This window comes from Rhodococcus sp. NPDC019647 (genome assembly GCF_044389235.1).
Taxonomy (GTDB): Bacteria; Actinomycetota; Actinomycetes; order Mycobacteriales; family Mycobacteriaceae; genus Rhodococcus_F; species Rhodococcus_F oxybenzonivorans.
This window is the reverse complement of sequence record NZ_JBIRXS010000012.1, coordinates 59,014-75,458: the sequence shown is the minus strand read 5'-3', so window position 1 is coordinate 75,458 and position 16,445 is coordinate 59,014. Positions and strand designations below refer to the sequence as shown.

15 protein-coding genes are annotated in these 16,445 nt (G+C 67.6%); 9 read left to right on the top strand and 6 right to left on the bottom strand.

What is annotated here, in order from left to right; translation table 11 throughout:
- Positions 1-31: 31 nt before the first annotated feature.
- Positions 32-1,396 (bottom strand): wax ester/triacylglycerol synthase family O-acyltransferase, encoded by a 1,365-nt coding sequence (locus ACH49N_RS21425; RefSeq protein ID WP_358276698.1) that lies wholly within the window; start codon positions 1,394-1,396, stop codon positions 32-34.
- Between the two features lie 175 nt (positions 1,397-1,571).
- On the opposite strand from ACH49N_RS21425, the gene ACH49N_RS21420 reads away from it, so the two are divergent.
- Positions 1,572-2,597 (top strand): alpha/beta hydrolase, encoded by a 1,026-nt coding sequence (locus ACH49N_RS21420; RefSeq protein WP_109328548.1) that lies wholly within the window; start codon positions 1,572-1,574, stop codon positions 2,595-2,597.
- A gap of 3 nt (positions 2,598-2,600) precedes the next feature.
- On the opposite strand, the gene ACH49N_RS21415 is transcribed toward ACH49N_RS21420, so the two are convergent.
- Positions 2,601-2,723: a hypothetical protein gene (locus ACH49N_RS21415; RefSeq protein ID WP_358276699.1), complete on the bottom strand. Its 123-nt coding sequence runs from the start codon at positions 2,721-2,723 to the stop codon at positions 2,601-2,603.
- A gap of 172 nt (positions 2,724-2,895) precedes the next feature.
- On the opposite strand from ACH49N_RS21415, the gene ACH49N_RS21410 reads away from it, so the two are divergent.
- The 6 genes from ACH49N_RS21410 to ACH49N_RS21385 all read left to right on the top strand — a co-directional run bounded on the left by ACH49N_RS21410 (position 2,896) and on the right by ACH49N_RS21385 (position 8,159).
- Positions 2,896-3,459, top strand: a complete 564-nt coding sequence (locus ACH49N_RS21410) for a hypothetical protein (RefSeq protein WP_358276700.1) — start codon at positions 2,896-2,898, stop codon at positions 3,457-3,459.
- Positions 3,460-3,584: 125 nt separating this feature from the next.
- On the top strand, positions 3,585-4,574 hold the full coding sequence (locus tag ACH49N_RS21405; protein WP_358276701.1) for a hypothetical protein: 990 nt from the start codon (positions 3,585-3,587) through the stop codon (positions 4,572-4,574).
- 2 nt (positions 4,575-4,576) lie between these two features.
- Positions 4,577-5,278 carry an ESX secretion-associated protein EspG gene (locus ACH49N_RS21400; RefSeq protein WP_397504764.1) on the top strand — a complete coding sequence of 234 codons (702 nt, stop codon included), beginning with the start codon at positions 4,577-4,579 and terminating at the stop codon, positions 5,276-5,278.
- Between the two features lie 70 nt (positions 5,279-5,348).
- A complete protein-coding gene (locus tag ACH49N_RS21395; protein ID WP_250770273.1) occupies positions 5,349-6,740 on the top strand; it encodes a T3SS (YopN, CesT) and YbjN peptide-binding chaperone 1 in 1,392 nt (463 codons plus the stop codon).
- 95 nt (positions 6,741-6,835) lie between these two features.
- The gene (locus ACH49N_RS21390) at positions 6,836-6,970 is read left to right on the top strand and encodes a hypothetical protein (RefSeq protein WP_257792473.1); all 135 of its coding nucleotides are present in this window, start codon (positions 6,836-6,838) and stop codon (positions 6,968-6,970) included.
- Positions 6,971-7,133: 163 nt separating this feature from the next.
- The gene (locus ACH49N_RS21385) at positions 7,134-8,159 is read left to right on the top strand and encodes an ABC transporter substrate-binding protein (RefSeq protein WP_159921040.1); all 1,026 of its coding nucleotides are present in this window, start codon (positions 7,134-7,136) and stop codon (positions 8,157-8,159) included.
- Here ACH49N_RS21385 and ACH49N_RS21380 read toward each other — a convergent pair.
- From ACH49N_RS21380 to ACH49N_RS21365, 4 genes are all read right to left on the bottom strand, one after another.
- A complete protein-coding gene (locus tag ACH49N_RS21380; RefSeq protein WP_397504763.1) occupies positions 8,134-9,402 on the bottom strand; it encodes an MFS transporter in 1,269 nt (422 codons plus the stop codon). The two genes, ACH49N_RS21385 and ACH49N_RS21380, sit on opposite strands and share 26 nt — an antisense overlap.
- Positions 9,403-9,495: 93 nt before the next feature.
- Entirely contained in the window at positions 9,496-10,620 is a 1,125-nt protein-coding gene (locus tag ACH49N_RS21375) for a class I SAM-dependent methyltransferase (protein ID WP_358276704.1), read from the bottom strand.
- An 81-nt stretch (positions 10,621-10,701) separates the two neighbouring features.
- Positions 10,702-11,796, bottom strand: coding sequence for a Glu/Leu/Phe/Val dehydrogenase dimerization domain-containing protein (locus tag ACH49N_RS21370; protein WP_358276705.1), 1,095 nt, complete (start codon positions 11,794-11,796; stop codon positions 10,702-10,704).
- A gap of 6 nt (positions 11,797-11,802) precedes the next feature.
- Positions 11,803-15,312: an indolepyruvate ferredoxin oxidoreductase family protein gene (locus tag ACH49N_RS21365; protein WP_358276706.1), complete on the bottom strand. Its 3,510-nt coding sequence runs from the start codon at positions 15,310-15,312 to the stop codon at positions 11,803-11,805.
- A 138-nt stretch (positions 15,313-15,450) separates the two neighbouring features.
- Between ACH49N_RS21365 and ACH49N_RS21360 the strand changes: the two genes are divergently transcribed.
- Positions 15,451-15,963 (top strand): Lrp/AsnC family transcriptional regulator, encoded by a 513-nt coding sequence (locus ACH49N_RS21360; RefSeq protein WP_109328528.1) that lies wholly within the window; start codon positions 15,451-15,453, stop codon positions 15,961-15,963.
- A gap of 23 nt (positions 15,964-15,986) precedes the next feature.
- Positions 15,987-16,445, top strand: coding sequence for a 6,7-dimethyl-8-ribityllumazine synthase (locus ACH49N_RS21355; protein WP_159921032.1), 459 nt, complete (start codon positions 15,987-15,989; stop codon positions 16,443-16,445).

Below are 16,445 nucleotides of genomic sequence, written 5' to 3'. Positions count from 1 at the left end.
CACGCCGCGCCCCAGCTCGAGCAACGTCACGTCACAACAGCGCCTTCTCGAGTTCCGCGAGCGCCGTTTCGAGGTGGATGAGGATCCGCTGCAAACTCGGAACCGATCGTCGGCATCCCACCACCCCGAAGTCGAGATTGCCACCGTTGTTGGTGAGGGTGATGTTGAGGGCCTGCCCGTCCAGCACCACCGACGTCGGATAAAGCCCGTCGAGACGGGACCCGTTGAAATACATCGTCTTCGGCGGTCCGGGAACGTTGGAGATGATCACATTGAACGGCGGCGGCGTGAGGCGCACCACGCCCGGAATCGGAGTCAGGGCGATCGGCGACATGTTGACCGCCGACCACGCCAGCGCCTGCATCGGGGTGAGACTGCTGAACAACTCTTTTCCCTGGGACATGGACGCCGAGATGGCCGACAGCCGATCGGCCGGGTCCTCGACGTCTGTCGCCAGATTGCACAACGTGACACCCACGGAGTTGCCTCCGGCGTCCACCTTCTTCTCGTCACGCAAGGAGACGGGAACCATGGCGATGAGCGGCGCGTCCGGCAATCCATCCTGTTCGGTCAGGTAGTGGCGCAATGCTCCGGCGCACATGGCGAGCACGACGTCGTTGACACTCACCCCCGCCGACTTACGCACGGCGTTGACGCGCTCGAGCGACCACGACTGGGCGGCGAAACGCCGCGCGCCCCCGATCGGGACGTTCAGCATGGTCCTGGGCGCCTCGTACGGGAACTTCATATCGTGTTGCCCCAGCGCGGTACGGGCGATGCGCAGGGAAGCCGGGGCGAGACCGGCCACCTCACCGACCGTTCGGCGGAGGCCGCCGAACACCGAACCGAGGTCCAGACCACCGCCGCTGTCCGGTTTCTTCTCCCCGCGCGGCAAGTTCCACGGCGGCGGGGCATCACGCACCGTGGGGTCCGTGGTCAGCGTGCGTTGCAGCAACCGGAGCCCGGATACGCCATCCATCAGCGAATGATGCAATTTGGTGTAGATCGCGAACCGTCCGTCGCTGAGCCCCTCGATCACATACATCTCCCACAAGGGGCGGTGACGGTCGAGGAGCGTGCCGTGCAGCCGGGAGGTGAGCGTGAGCAGCTCCCGAACCCGGCACGGCGCCGGCAGCGCCGAATGCCGAACGTGGTATTCGAGATCCACGTTGTCGCCCTCGTCCGCCCACCACAGGTTGCCGACGCTGCCGACGGGACCCTGCGGCTTCTTCCGGAACGTGGAGTCGACGGTCGTGTGCGACAGCATCGTGTCGAGCATCGTCTTCACGTAGCCGGGCCCGGCATCATCGGGCGGAGTAAACAATTCGAGCGACCCGACATGCATCGGATGCTCCCTCGATTCGCCTAACAGGAATATCGAATCGGTAACCGGCATTATCCCCACCTGGACGTTCACCCCCGCTCGGTCACTATCCCATTACGACTTTCCTGTGGATGGTACGTCGGGCGTAGCGTCCGTGCGCACAACTCCGATATAGATCGTGCGGCGCAAAAACGGTGACTCCAACCACGGGCGTCACCGGACCACCGCGGACCGAAGGAGGCAGGCCATGAGCACTGCAGCTGCGGAGTTCTGCCCCTCGCCGCTACCGCTGACCCGGCGCGACTTCGTGGGGACGAGCGTGCAGTCCGCTGCCCTCGCGCACACCCTCCGGCGCACCGTCCGGCCGTTCCTCGACGGCTGGGCCCGCTACCCCGACCTTCCGTGGCCCACCGGGGTGGTCGACTATCTCGGGTACTCCCTCGGCCCCGTCCGCGGGACCCAGCGGAGGCCGATCCGACTTCCCCACTGCCGCGCCGAATGGATCCGCCCCGCCGGCGAGAACGGCAACCGGGCCATCTTGTACCTGCACGGCGGCGCCTTTCTGTGCTGCGGAATCAATTCGCACCGGCAGATGGTGTCCCGTATCTCGACCGAATCCCAGGCGTCCACCTTGAACGTGGCTTACCGGATGATCCCGCAGAATCCGATCCGCGCGGCGGTGGACGACGGGGTCGACGGCTACCGCTGGCTCCTCGCGCACGGTTACACCGCCGATCGGATCGTCATCGCCGGCGACTCCGCGGGCGGTTTCCTTACATTCATGGTGACGCTCGAAGCATTACGGCAGGGACTTCCCCGCCCCGCCGCGGATGTCGCGCTGTCGCCGCTGACCGACCTGGACCCGGTCAACAAGCTGGCGCACCCCAACGCCGACCTGTGCGCGGTGTTCCCCCGGCGCGCGGTCGGCGCACTGTCGACACTCATCGAACGGCTCGATACCCGCGGCGGGCACCAACCGTCCACCTCCCCCGTGGACGGCGACCTCGCTGCGATGCCGCCCGCGCTGATCCAGACCGGTTCACAGGAAATGGTGTACGTCGACGCGGAGTTGATGTCGCAACGACTCTCCCAGGCGGGTGTCCCGTGCGAACTGCAGATCTGGGAACGCCAGGTGCACGTCTTCCAGGCCGCTGCGGGGCTGCTCCCCGAGGGCAGAAAGGCGATTCGGGAGATCGGCCGCTTCATCCGTGAGTCCACACCCGTGAGCACTTCTGCACACCCCGCTGTTAACAAGTACTCACGGGTGAGTTAGCCGTCACGACGCGAAGAGGATGGCGGACGCAGCGACAGCCACCCCGGCTCGTGCGGACAGCGGCGTGCGGCGGAAGAACCTGTCGAGTAGAGACATCATTACCCCCGGTCGGAGCGATATGGACACCGATCGATCGTGATCGTGGGGGCTGTACCGAACAAGAGTTCTCGTCAACGTGCGCCGAACCCGGCAACTATCGAGCGAACCCTCCGGATGCGCTCGGCGGGCGTACACGTGCGGCGTTCGAGCAGGCCACCCTCTATGGTGGACGCATTTGGACGCCGACGACAGGTAGCGAATGGACGACAGAACCGTAGCGATCGGGGCACTTGCGATTGCCGCTGTATCCGCGGTCTCGGGCATCATGGTGGGCGCTGCGGGCGGGGTGTTCGACAGCAGTAATGCGTATGTGGCGCCGCCCCCGCTGTCCTCGGAGGGCTTGCAGGCCGCCGGTGCTTACAGCGCCGAGCCCGCGACCTACCAGGTTTTCGTGCCACCGACTCCGACATGGCAGATGGCGGACCTCACCACACCGCGAGCGATCCCGGTCACCACCGAGCCCGCCCCGACCACCACGTTGCCGCCCGCGGCGGCGCCCCTGCCGCCGGCCCCGGTTGCGACGATCGTTCCTCGCCCCACCGTCAACGTTGCCCCCGTCATCCAGCCTCCGGTCGCCCGGGCGCCCGTTACTCAGCCCCCGGTCACCCAGCCCCCGGTCACGCGCGCGCCGGTGATCACCACCACCGAGGCGCCCGACGCACGGGCCGCAGCGGGAATTCCCGCCCAACCTGCCCCGACCACCACCACGACGACCCGTCCGGTGATCACCATTCCGCCGGTGACCACCCGTCCGCAGCGCTGAACGTCGCCGTACCGTCGCGAAGATTCGTGATGGTGTGACGCGTCGAGCCGCCTGTAAGGTTGCTTCCCGCCGGATCGGGGGGATCCATTCGGGGACCGAGAGTGGCCGGCATGGGAGGGCTTCACATGAGTGACGAGTACGAGCACCGGGCGAGTGGCGAGAACTTCCAGTCGGAGCAGTGGGACCACCGCGCGATCAGAGGCGCCGTCGAGGCGATGTCGCCGGCGACGTCCGAGGCGGTGGCGGCCGCCTGGGACGAGATCGGCCGCCGATTCCAGGACTCGATCACCGCTTTTCATGACGCCACCCGTAGTGCGCTCGCGAGCGGGTGGCGGGGACCCGCTGCCGGGGCTGCCGCCTCCGCAATCGACTCCTACGTCCTTGGCGCGCACCCGGCGGGTGAAGGCTTCCGCGACGTCGGGGCGGCGCTACGGGAGGCGATTGCCGGGGCCGAAGCGGTCCGGGCGGCTGTCGGCGAACCGGTCGGGTACGCCACCGACTGGACGCGGGTGATGCCGTGGAATTGGAGCGGTGAAGCCGAATCCGTGGCTGCGGAGGACGCGGCGAAAGCGGCGATGGGCTCTGTCTACTCGTCGGCATACCAGACTGCGGGCGCACAGCTCCCCACCCTGGATGCTCGAACGCCCGACGCAGCCGAGATCACTTCGACGCACGCCGCCGCCGCTGGCCAGCCCGTCGGATTCGATCACGGCCCCAACGGAATACACGGGATTCCCAGCGCTCCACAGGTAGCAGAAGGCACTCGCCCGGAGGACTTCCGCAACGAGCACCGACGAAGTGAAAGCCCTCACGACGATGTCACCGACGCACCCCGACAGCACGATGCGCCCGCCGGAACGGGCTCCGGGTCCGTGGCGGGTGCGGCCCTGGCCGGCGCGGTCGGCGGCGGGGTCGCTCAGTACGCGCACCGGGTGGTCGCCGCGCACCAGGCGGCGGCAGCCGCGCCTGCCCAGAAGCCGGCTGCGAAGTCTCAGTCGACGGGCACCGGTGAGCAGGCGCCCGCAGAGGAGCCCGCGTATCTCGAGAACATCGATCCTGGGAGTCCGGTCGTCGGCCCACTGCCCCACGTGTCCCCGGCTGTGATCGGCCGCTGAGCGTGACGCAGTGGACGTTGAGCGTCGGGCAATTCCCGGCGCTGTGGGCTAAGACCGGACAGGATCGTCTCCCGTTTCCCTTCCGTGGTGGGAGCCGACAAGCCGACGCCGCGGAGTATGCAGCCGAGCAGAGCAGAGTCAGGGACGAATTCTCCGGTCCCGAACACGACCACCTCGCGGCCGCGCTCGTGGTACTCGCCGAGCCGGAACTGCGGATCGAGATTTCGGGTTGTCTGGGCGAGGGCAGCGACACCCCGATCCGACTGCTCGGGGCGACGGCCCGGGGGCACGCGATCGCCGCCCAGCAGCATGCCGGCGCCGAAGTGGTGCTCCGCCGCTGCGAGCCCTACGACCTCGGCCGCCAGCTGATTGCCCAGCTTCCGGACGTCGACGCCGGCCACGCCCCCGGCACCGTGGTCACCCGCGCCGAGATGACCGGACCAGCAGAGCGGTCCGTGCGGGCCCGTGCGGTAACGAAGCTGCTCGAGCAGTCATCGACGAGCCAGGGCACCATCGCGGTGATCCGGGGTGGGCGGCACTCCTCGCAACCGGTGGGCGGTCTCGCCTGGCGCGACATCGACGGCGACGGTCGCTACCTGGTGTGGGGTGATACGACGGTGGCGGTGGAGCCGGGCACGTCCTGGGACCTCCTCGCCGCAGTCGACCGGCTGACCGGACGTATCGACGCCGGGCACCCCGTCTGAGCGTTTCGTCCCCTCCCGCGCTGCGGTGTCGGCGTTCGCGACTACCGTGTAGGGCGAAAGTAGGTGACCCGTGGCCGAGCCGGACGGAGCAGACATGCAGGACTTCGATCTGGACGTCAGCGTAAATCGCGATTGGGCCGAGTTCCAGCGTCGCCTCGCCGACTACCTGGCAGCGATGCACGACGAGGACCTTCTGGTACTCGAATCGGGCTTCGAGGAGCTCGACGAATCTCGTGGACTGATGCCCTGCATCCAATTCGTCGTCTGGGACGGCGACACGGTGCGCTGCGAGGTGCCGTCCAACCACTATCTGCACCCCGACCGCATGTTGTCGGACGCCGAGCAGCACTACCTCACCGAGTTGGGCTGGAATCGACCGACCCGCGGTCCGGACGACGAGGCGGACGACGGGTCGCCCGCGTTCTTCGTCGACAAGAAGCAGTCGTGGTCCGATCAGCTCGCCGCGATGACCGTCGCCGCGTTCCGGGACGTGTGGGGAGTGACGCATCCGGCGTTCCTGAGCACCGAAACATCCAGCACCGACCCGGCCGCGGCATTCGATCCCGTCGCGGTGCGTCCGCCCCTGGTCACCCAGCTCGATCCCGCCGCAGCAGTCGTCCCACGCGACGCGGAGCATCTCCACGAGCTGATCACGCTGTCCCTGGTCCCGATGCTCGGCCTGCTACCCGAGCGGGACCCCGACGGCGACGTTCCGATTCGGGTCGGCAACACCATCCTGTTCATCGGCCCGCTCGCCGACTCGGTGGATGTTCAGCTCTTCGCGCCGCTCATCCACGACATCAGCGACCGCACCCGGGCAGCCGAGGTCACCGCGGACCTCAACCGGACGTGGTCGCGGATCAAGTTCGTGCTGGTGGACGATCGGTTGTCGGCGTTCCTCGAGGTGTCGGGCAATCCGTTCGTCCCGCAGCACCTCACCGACAGCTGCAAGGTGTTCTCCGACTTCCTGAGGACCGTCGACGGTGACTTCGCGGCGCGGTTCGGCGGACAGCTGTTCTTCCGCCGGGACGACGACCCCGACGAGGAGCCGGCCATCATCGTCGAAAGCCGCATGACGGCCGCCGAACTGCCCAACGAACTGCTCACGTTGTTCCACCTCGACCCCGAGGGCGACGGCGGTACCGATGCCGCGGTCGTCGCCGACGTCTGCGGTCACGACCGCGACCTCATCGTGTCGCTGCTCAACACCGGCACCGAGTGGGTCGCGCAGCTCCGCCGGGACGCCGACGAATTCCGTCAGCACGCCGAGACTGCGATGGCCGAGACGTCCGATTCGCATGCCGACGGCTGGGAGCGGGTAGTCGGGGATCTGCGTGACGCGCTGCGCACGATCGTCCTTCCGCCCCCTCATCCAGCTTCCGAAACGAAGCCCCGGCCGGAGCAGATGGGGCTGTTCAACAACCCGGAAGAGCAGACCCTTTTCGACGACCCGTCGTCCTGACGGCCCTCTTCTGTGATTGGTCCGGTCTACGCGAAATGTGGCGTAGTGTCGGCACTATCGGCGCCGTCCAGGTTCCGCTGTTCAGGGATGAGTCCATGGCCGACAAATCGCCCCGCAATTCCATGTCCAAGAAGTCCGGTAAGTCGTTGAAAGAAAAGCGCGCCGACAAGAAGTCGAAGTCGAACGGGCAGGTCGATCCAGAGATCGTCTCGCACGTCAAGAAGCGCTGACCCTTACCAGTGCGCCGTTGTGGTAGTTGCGACTACCGTGACGGCGCACTGTGCTGTCCCCAGCCCGCACCCGTCGCCATCGGGGCCCGAGTGCTCGCCCAACCGGCCGCCCGGCCCGTCGCTTATATTAGGGTACCCAAAGTGCTCGAAAGGACCCTGCCTCATGCCTCCCACCCTCAGTCGACGTGCCGTGTTGTCCCTGACGTTCGCGACCGTCGCAGGTCTTGCCGTGTCAGCATGCGGCTCGGACAGCGACTCGTCACCCGCCGCAGCCGGTGAAAACGCCTCTGGCGCAGAGCCGGGGGCCTTTCCGGTCACCATCGACCACGTGCACGGATCCACGACGCTGACCCAGGCACCGACACGGGTCGCTGCTGTCGGCATCGGCGACGCCGATGTTCTGCTCTCCCTCGGCGTGATTCCCGTCCTCGTTCCGGTCTGGAAGGGTTCTGTCGACGACGGTATCGGCCAGTGGGCCGACGCGAGCCTGGGCGGGGCCGACCCGATAGCGCTGGCCAACGCCACCAGCTCATTCGACGTCGAAACGATTGCCGCATCGACTCCCGACCTCATCGTGGCGGTGAACAACGCGATCAACGAGAGCACGTATCAGCAGCTCAGCGCTATCGCCCCGACCGTGCTCCACGCGGCCGATCAGACCGACTGGGTGCTGCCGTGGCAGGAGGTGACCCAGCGGATCGGTGCCGCGGTCGGGCTGCCCGAACGCGCCGCCGAGCAGGTCCGTGAGGTGGAGGAAGCCGTCGTTCGCGCGCGCACCGCCAACCCTCACTTCGCCGGCAAGTCGGCCGTCCTGGTGACGGTCCGTGGTGACGGGTCGCTGCGTGCCTTCAGCCCCTCCGCTGCTCGCAGCCAGCTGCTCACCCAGCTCGGTTTCGTGCTGCCCGCCGCATTGAGCACCCGCTTCGACAACGCGCTCTACTTTGACGTCTCCCCCGAAAACCTCGACCTCTTGGACGGCGATGTGCTGCTCGTCGACAACTACGACGCGGCCCGCGAGCGACTCACGTCCCTGCCGGCGTTCACCAATCTCGAGGTCGTGCGATCCGGTGGGCTCGTCGGACTCGATCCCGTCGTGAGCGATGCCGTGTCGATGCCGAACCCGTTGACCATCCCGTTCGTTCTCGACCAGTTCGTCGACAGGATCAACCGGACACCCGTCGGGGCATAATCGCGCGCACGGCTCCGGCGCGGGCCGTCCACACGGCGAGGGCGGCGGTGGCGGCGAACACGGCAGCGGACACCGCCACCCAGGAGGTGGCCGCTGGGACACGACCGAGATCGACGAGGTCGAAGATCGCCCCCACCGCCAGCGACCCGAGCAGGCAGAGCACCCCGCCGATCGTGTTGAGCATCCCGAAGTGCGCACCCAGGTTGGCCTCGCCGGCGAGGGCGCCGATCGTGTCGCGCATCGGAGGAATCATCAGCATCTGACCCAGGTGCAGTACGACCACCCACACTGCCAACAGGACGATCTGGACCAGCGGCGTAGCTGCCTGCCCGACGCCGGCCACCGGAGCGAGGAATGACACGGCGATCAGGGTCAGCCCGCCGAGGATTGCCGCCCGGTGCCCGATGCGGTGGGCACAGGCCACCGTCGGAGTCTGACCGACAATCACGAACACGGCGGCTCCGACGTAGAACCAGCCGAGGGCGGCCTGCGAGCCGAGCCCCCGCTCGAGTTGGTCCGGCAACATCAAATACAGCTGGCTGTAGGCCAGCAACTGGAAGCTGCACAGCGCGGCGAACACCAGAAAGCTCTTGTTGGTCAGCACACTTCGCCACACGAACCGCAGCGTGGTTGCCTCCCGCACTCCCACGGCGGCGTCGTCGTCGGCGGGCAGCCAACGGTAGAAACCCACCCACATCGCCGCAAACAGCATCGCCGCCGTGACCGCGGTCCACGAGAACGGGAATGCCAATAACACGGCGCCCAGGGCGGGCCCGATCACCGTTCCGGTGCGGCTGCACATCTGTTCCATTGCGAAGAGATCCGTGCGCCGCATGACGCCCTGCTCTTGCAGCTTTCTGCCGTACACGGCATTGGCCGACTCGACGGCCGGGGCGAACAGGGCGGCGGCGACACCGATCAGCAGCACGCCCACAACCACCGCGATCATCGTGTCCGAAAACCCGAGCACCAGGAAGCCGACCACCCGAATCGCGATCCCCACGAGCACGGCCGGGCGGACGCCGAACCGATCGGCCACGCTGCCGCCCAGAAAGAACATGCCCTGCTGGCTGAACATCCGCAGACCGAGGACGAGCCCGACGGCCCAACCCGCGAAGCCCAGGTCGTCGGACAGGTGGACGGCGAGAAACGGGACCACCAGATAGAAGCCGACGTTGAACAAGACCATCGACGACAACAGCAGTTTCACCGGCGGCGGCAACGCCCGTGCCCGAGGAAACACACCCTGGAAGCGGGTAGGCGAAGAAGGATAAGGCGGCGGCACAACTCACCACCCTATGGCGCACGGGTATTTCTCGGTGCGCCACGTCCCGGACTATCGCGTCGAGGGCACCAACCGCCACAGCGACGTCACTTCCCGAGCGCGCGCGGCATGCAGTGGGTCGGTGCGGTCGGCAACCTTTCCGTGCCGCGGTGTCACGTCGCGGCGTCCGGCGACAGTAAGTCCGGCTTCGTCGAAGAGGGCCAGAAGTTGGTCCCGGCTGCGCAGTCCCAGATGCTCGGCGATGTCGGAGAGCACGAGCCAGCCCTCTCCCCCGGGTTCGAGGTGCTCGGTCAGACCCGCGAGGAAGCCGCGGAGCATCGCGCTGTCGGGGTCGTAGATGGCGTACTCGATGGGCGAGGTGGGTTTCGCGGGGATCCACGGCGGATTGCACACCACCAGGGGCGCACGACCTTCAGGGAACAAGTCCGCCTCCACCAGCTGCACGCGGTCCGAGTAGCCGAGTCGCTCCAGGTTGGCCCGGGCGGAGGCGAGGGCATTCGAATCAACCTCTGTGGCAAACACTTTCTTTACGCCGCGGTGGGCGAGTACCGCCGCGAGCACGCCCGTTCCGGTGCCGATGTCGAATGCCTTCTCGAGCGACGGCAGCGGGGTATCCGCTACCAGGTCGACGTATTCGCCGCGGATCGGGGAGAACACGCCGTACCCGGGGTGGATTCGGGCGCCCAGGGCCGGAATGTCGACGCCCTTCTTCTGCCATTCGTGGGCACCGATCGCGCCGAGCAGGTCGCGCAGAGTGGTGACCGTGGGCCGATCGCTCGGCCCGTAGGCCTCCAGCACGGCCTGCCGCACGTCGGGGGCCCGTCGCAACGGAACGGACTGATCGGCGTCGAACGGGACCAGCAGCATGCCGAGAATGCCCGCCCGCCTCGACTGCGTCTGCCGGTGCAGGTGAAAGGCGGTCGCGGGGTCGTCCGAGGCCTTCCGCGGTTTGCGGTCGGTCCGCTTCGCGACGGCGACGGACAGTTGCCGGGCGTTGTGAAAGTCGCCGCGCCACAACAGCGCCGTCCCCTCGCAAGCGAGACGGTAGGCCTCGTCGGCTGTCATGGTGTCGTCTGCCACCCGGATCTTCTTCGGCGGCCTCGCACCGCTGGTAGACCGCCACACCGCCGAATGCTCGGTGCCGTCCTCGGTCCAGCGGACGAACTCGTTTTCCATCGCACCACCATAGGCGCTTCGCGCCCGTGCGCCTTTTTGGTAGCTGGAGCAACCAGAAAGGCGCACGGGCGGCGGAGCCGCCTACCTGGCTGCAGCGATGCGGGCCTCGGCGACGGCGTCGGCTGCGGCGCCGGCGAGGATGCCGTTCCGTCGGGCCGTGTCGAGGATCTCTACGACGGTGTCGAAGATCTTCTCGACCTGCGCGCGGACGTCGGCTGCCGGGGTGCCGATGCGTTCACCGGCCACCTGGATGATGCCGCCGCCGTTGGCGACGTAGTCGGGGACCCAGGTGATGCCGCGTTCGCCGAGGTCGTGTTCAACCGCGGGGTGGGCGAGCTGGTTGTTGGCGGCACCGCAGATCACCTCGGCGGTGATCGCGGCGACGGAGGTGTCGGTCAGGGTGGCGCCCATCGCGCACGGCGCGTACACGTCGAGTTCCTGATCGATGACGCTCGACGCCACCTTCACCTCGGGGAAGTCGCGGACCACCCGGTCGAGGGCGGCGGCGTTGACGTCGGTGGCGACCACGGATGCGCCGTCGGCGAGCAGCAGCTTGATCAGCTGGTAGCCGACCTTGCCGGTGCCCTCGACGCCGACGGTGCGCCCGGCGAGGCTGGGGGTCCCCCACGTGGCCTGGGCGCCGGCCTTCATGGCCTGGAAGACACCGAGCGCGGTCATCGGCGCGCTGTCGCCGGATCCGCCGGCGGACGTGTTGCGTCCGACGACGTAGTCGGTAGCGCGGCCCATGACGTCGAGGTCGTCGGAGTTGGTTCCCACGTCACCGGCGGTGATGTACCGGCCGCCGAGGGTCTGGACGAAGCGGGCGTACGCCTCGAGCAGCGCTTCCGACTTGTCGGTGGCCGGGTCGCCGATGATGACGGCCTTGCCGCCACCGAGGTCTACTCCGGCGATCGCCGACTTGTAGGTCATGCCCCGCGACAGCCGCAGCACGTCCTCGAGCGCGGCGGCCTCGTCGGCGTACGGGTAGAAGCGGGTGCCCCCGAGGGCAGGTCCGAGTGTGGTGTCGTGAATCGCGACAATCGCCTTCAGACCGGTGGCGGGATCCTGGAAGAACGTGACCTGCTCGTGTGCCGAGTCGGCGGGAAAGTCGGTGCGTCCGAAGACACCGGCCTTCTCGGGCAGCGCAGTATCGGTACGTTCGACGGTGAGAGTCATCTTTTCTCAGGACCTTTCCGGAGTGGTGATCGTGATGGCTGAGGTGTCGACGCCGAGTTCGGCGAGACGCTGGAGGTAGACGGCGACATTGCGGAGTTTCACGTCTTCGTAGCCCCGCACGAGGTCGGGTGCTGCGGCGATCTGAGCGGCGGTGTCGTAGTTCTCGGCGGTGAGATCGGCGATCAGTTCGCTGACCGTCGACTCGTAATGCGCGAGCAGTTGACGCTCGAGCCGGCGGACCTTGGCGTAGCCGAACGGGTCGAAGGCGGTGCCGCGCAGGAACTTCGCCTTGGCGAGGGCTTTGAGGGCGACGTGCGAGCGTGGCCCGAGTCCGATCTTGTTCTTGCGACCCATCGCCTTGAGGACGGGCGGATGCAGCTTGTAGGTCAGCTTGCCGGCGCCGGGCACCTCGCCCGCTGCGGCGTCGAGGAAGGCCTGGTCGGTGAGCATCCGGGCCACTTCGTACTCGTCCTTGTAGGCGGTGAGCTTGTGCAACCCGGCGGCGACGGACTCGCTGAACTCGGTGCGGTCACCCAGTTCGCGCTCGGCGTCCCAGGCCTGTTGCACCAGGGCGATGTAGCGGGCGGCGATCCGGTCGCCCTGGAAGGCAACAAGGTTGGCTGCGCGGCGTTCGGTGAGCTCGCGCGTCGTACCGCCGAGGGTGGACCCGGCGAACAGGTGCGTCGGGACGACGGTGTCGCTGCGCTGCGGCACGGCGGCCGAGGTGGTGGCGGCGAGGAAGGCCTCCCGGTCGGCGACGGCGACGCGTCCCCAGTGGAAGGCGGCCTTGTTGGACTCGACGGCCACCCCGTTGATTTCGAGGGCTTCCTCGATGAAGCGGGCCGGAACGGGAAGTCCGCCGGCCTGGTAGGCCGCGCCGACCAGCAGGAAGTTGGCAGCGGCGGTGCTGCCGAACAATGCGGTGGCGGCGGCGAGCCCGTCGATCGCGGTCAGTTCGCGGGCCGAGACGTCGAGACGCTCGAGCAGCTTGTCCTCGTCCGGATAGCGGACGGCGGGGTCGTAGACCATGTCGCCGGTCGGGGTCTGGCTGGTCGATGCGACGGTGATGGTGCGCTCGGAGCTGCCGTATCCGGCGTACTTGGCATCGGCTGCGGTCAGCAGGTCGAAAGCGAGGACGCAGTCGGCGGTCGCGGGGCTGATCCGGTTGGACGGCGCCGAGCTTCCCGAACGCGTCTTCTGATCACTGAGCCGCAGGTGCGACGTGACGGGTCCGGCCTTCTGGCTGAGACCGGTCTGGTCGAGTCCCTCGACGTGCAGCCCGGCACGCAACGCGGCCATGCCCAGCACCTGGTTGACGGTGACGATGCCGGTACCACCGACACCGGCCATGAACAGGTTGTGCGTTCCGGTCCACACGGCGGGATCGGGGTCGCCGACCTCCGGCGGAACCGGGATCTCGCGCAACGTCTTCGGCGCGCCTTCCTCGGGCAGCTCGACCGTCACGAACGACGGGCAGTCGCCCTCGAGGCAGGAGTAGTCGGTGTTGCAGCTGGTCTGGTCGATCTTGGTCTTGCGACCGAATTCGGTGTCGACGGGCTGCACGGACAGGCAGTTGGACTTCACGCCGCAGTCACCGCAACCCTCGCAGACGGCCTCGTTGATGACGACGCGGGTACGGCGGGCGGGCAGCTTGCCGCGCTTGCGCTTGCGGCGGGCCTCGGCGGCGCACTGCTGATCGAAGATCAGCACGGTGACGCCCTCGATGTCGCGCAGGACGCGCTGCGCCTCGTCGAGACGGGTGCGGTCCCACAGCAGCGTGTTGGCCGCGAAGCGGGCACCCCTGTGCCGCTTGGGGTCCTCGGCGCAGACGATGATCTGCTTGACGCCCTCGGACGCCAGCTTGTGGGTCAGCTGCGGCACGGTCAGCCCGGCCTCGGCGTCCTGCGCGCCGGTCATCGCGACGGCGGAGTTGTAGAGCACCTTGTAGGTGATGTTGACGCCGGCGGCGACGCACGCCTGCACGGCGAGCTGACCGGAGTGGAAGTAGGTGCCGTCGCCGACGTTCTGGAACATGTGCGGGACATCGGTGAACGGGGCCTGCCCGATCCATTGCGCGCCCTCGCCGCCCATCTGCGTGAGCATCGTGACGGAGCTGTCGGTGCGACCCGACATGGTGACCAGGGTGTGGCAGCCGATGCCGCCGCCCGCGATCGATCCCTCGGGCACCGCGGTGGACCGGTTGTGCGGGCAGCCGGAGCAGAAGTACGGGGTGCGCGATGTCGGGAGGACGGTCAGCTCGAGGCGCGGCGGCGGGGCCGGCGTCAGCGCGACCCGATCCTTCAGGACGCGGCGCAGCGGCCCGGTGAGGCGGGCGGCGGTCAGTTCACCGTCGACGGGGATCAGGTTCTTGCCCTGCGCGTTCTTCTTGCCCAGCACGGCGGGAGCGCTCGCGGCGCCGTAGAGGATGTCCTTGAGCTGCGACTCGACGAACGGCATCTTCTCCTCGACCACGAGGACCTGCTCGACGCCGTCAGCGAGTTCGCGAACCTTGTCGGCGCCCAGCGGGTAGGGCATGCCGACGCGGAGAATGCGGATGCCGGCGTCCTCGAGCTGGGAGTCGCCGAGCCCGAGGTCGAGCAGGGCCTGGCGCAGCGAGTCGTAGGCGGTGCCGACGGCGGCGATGCCCAGCCACGCGCTGCGCGGGTTCACCTCGATCCGGTCGATGTCGTTGGCGGCGTTGAACGCCTCGACCATCGCCCAGCGCGGCCCGTAGAGGTCGGCCTCGGCGTAGACACTGTCGGGCGGGGACGCCAGCACGCGCTGCTGATACGACCAGGGCCTGCCGTTCCACTCGATCTCGGGGAGCACGATGTCGAGGTCGGCGAAGTTGCGGTCGAGGGTCCAGAGTCCGTCGGCCACGTCGGCGACGATCTTCATGCCCGACCAGCAGCCGGAGATGCGCGACAACGCCACCCCGTAGAGGCCGAAGGCGATGACCTCTTCGGCGTTGCGCGGGAAGAACACCGGCATGCCCATCGCGGCCATCGACCGCTCGCTGGCGCAGGGGATGGTGGAGGACTTGGCGTTGGGGTCGTCGCCGACCAGGACGAGGACACCGCCGCGGGCGTTGGCGCCGTACATGGCGGCGTGCCGGATGGAGTCGCTGGCGCGGTCGAGACCGGGACCCTTGCCGTACCAGACGCCGACGACACCGTCGTGGGTACGCTCGCCGGCGGGAAGGTCCACCTGGCTGCCCCAGACCGACGTCGCGGCCAGTTCCTCGTTCATGCCGGGCACGAACTTGACGTCGTGATCGGTGCTCAACGTGGGGATCGCGGCGATGGTGCGGTCGAGGCCGGCGAGGGGGCTGCCCTGGTAGCCGGAGACGAACGTTGCGACGTTCAGTCCCGCGCGGCGGTCGCGTTCGTGCTGCTCCACCAGCTGGCGGGCGATGGCCTGGACACCTGTCATCAACACCGGGCCCGAGTCGGCCCGGTATCGGTCGGCGAGATCAAAGGATGCTGCACTGGTACGAGCGTCGTCTAGCTGAGTCATCTGCGATTCCCGATCCGTCGCGTTGAGCATTTCGTGAGCTTGATCCTGTATCTGGTCTAAGATTTGGTCAACGCAAATCGAATCAACTGATCAGTTCACGCAACAGGTGACGGTCGTCACTTCCCGGAGGTGCCCAAAGTGCTCAGCATCGACAAGCTCGACGTGCAGTTGCTCGGACTGCTCGGCAAGGACTCACGCATGAGCGTGGCCGAACTCGCCAACTCGCTGGGCGTCGCCCGCAACACCGTCCAGTCCCGGATGAAGCGGATGGAGACCAGCGGACTGCTTACCGGCTTCCGCCCGAACCTCGACCTGGCTCAAGTGGGCATTCCGATTCAGGCGTTCGTCGGACTCGAACTCGAGCAGGGCAAACTCACCGCGGTCGGCAACCGGCTCGTCGATCTGCCGGAAGTCATCGAGATTCATGCGACGACCGGCCGCGAGGACCTGCTGGTGCGCGTGGCCACGTCGACGCACGCCGAACTACAGAAGCTGCTCGAGAAGATCGCCAATCTCCCCGGGATCACTCACTCCACCACCACGATTGCCCTGACCAGCCCGCTGCCGTATCGGATCCAGCCGTTGCTCGAGCACCTCACCGGTGAGTCCGGTTGGGGTCGATCCACGGCCCTGCCGCGTTCGCAACGCTAGGACCGGTGCAGTAGTTTCAGACCATGAGTGAGAGTCAGGGACGGATCGCGTTCATCCAGGCCACGTGGCACCGCAACATCGTCGATCGCGCCCGCGACGGCTTCACCGACGAGGTGGCCACGCTCGGGTACTCGAAGGACCAGCTGGACTTCTTCGAGGTGCCGGGCGCCTTCGAGATTCCGCTCCACGCTCGCCGCCTCGCGCTCATCGGACGATACGACGCCGTCGTGGCGGCTGCGCTCGTGGTCGACGGCGGAATCTACCGGCACGAGTTCGTTGCCACCGCCGTGATCGACGGCCTCATGCGGGTGCAGCTCGACACCGATGTGCCGGTGTTCTCGGTGGTGCTCACCCCGCACCACTTCCACGAGCACGAGGAGCACCTCACCTTCTTCGGGGAGCACTTCGTCAAGAAGGGCGCCGAGGCCGCGCGCGCCTGCGTCGCCACCGTCAGGTCTTTGAAGGCACTGCCCACCGAATAG